This is a genomic window from Pseudochelatococcus sp. B33, from assembly GCF_053570585.1.
This window is the reverse complement of record NZ_JBSEFH010000089.1, coordinates 1-581: the sequence shown is the minus strand read 5'-3', so window position 1 is coordinate 581 and position 581 is coordinate 1. Positions and strand designations below refer to the sequence as shown.

Genomic DNA, 581 nt, shown 5'->3' with positions numbered 1-581 from the left:
CACCTGCTCGACCGCTACAAGGAGTTCAGGCACGACTGGGAGCGGCAGCATCTGGAGGCGACGCGCGACCTCGTTTTCCGCAATTCCTTCAAGGACATCGAGTATATCCTGTCGACATGCTACGGCAACGGCACGCGTTTCGAGTTCGAGTGCTACGACATCGCCCATCTCTACAACCTGAAGCATTTCCTCGATCGCGGCCTCGTCAAGCCGCCGCTCTTCGTGCAGTCGGTTTTCGGCATTCTGGGCGGCATCGGCACGCATCCCGAGGATGTGGCCCATATGAAGCGCACGGCGGACCGGCTGTTCGGCGATGCGTACCGGTGGTCGGTGCTCGGCGCGGGCGCGGCGCAGATGCCGATCGCGGCGATGGCGGCGGCGATGGGCGGCAACGTCCGCGTCGGTCTCGAGGACTCGCTGTGGGCCGGGCCGGGACGCCTTGCGACATCGAGCGCGGAACAGGTCCGGCAGGTGCGGGGCATCCTCGAGAATCTCGGTTTCCAGATCGCGACGCCCGACGAGGCGCGCGAACTGCTGGCCCTCAAGGGCGCTGAAAACGTCGCCTTCTGAACCAGGCCCGG

The 581-nt window shown here is 65.6% G+C and carries 1 protein-coding gene; it reads left to right on the top strand.

Translation table 11 applies throughout. The features are described 5' to 3' along the window. The coding region (locus ACUSIJ_RS29680; RefSeq protein ID WP_449312010.1) for a 3-keto-5-aminohexanoate cleavage protein at positions 1 to 570 on the top strand (570 nt) is incomplete at its 5' end. Positions 571 to 581: the final 11 nt, after the last annotated feature.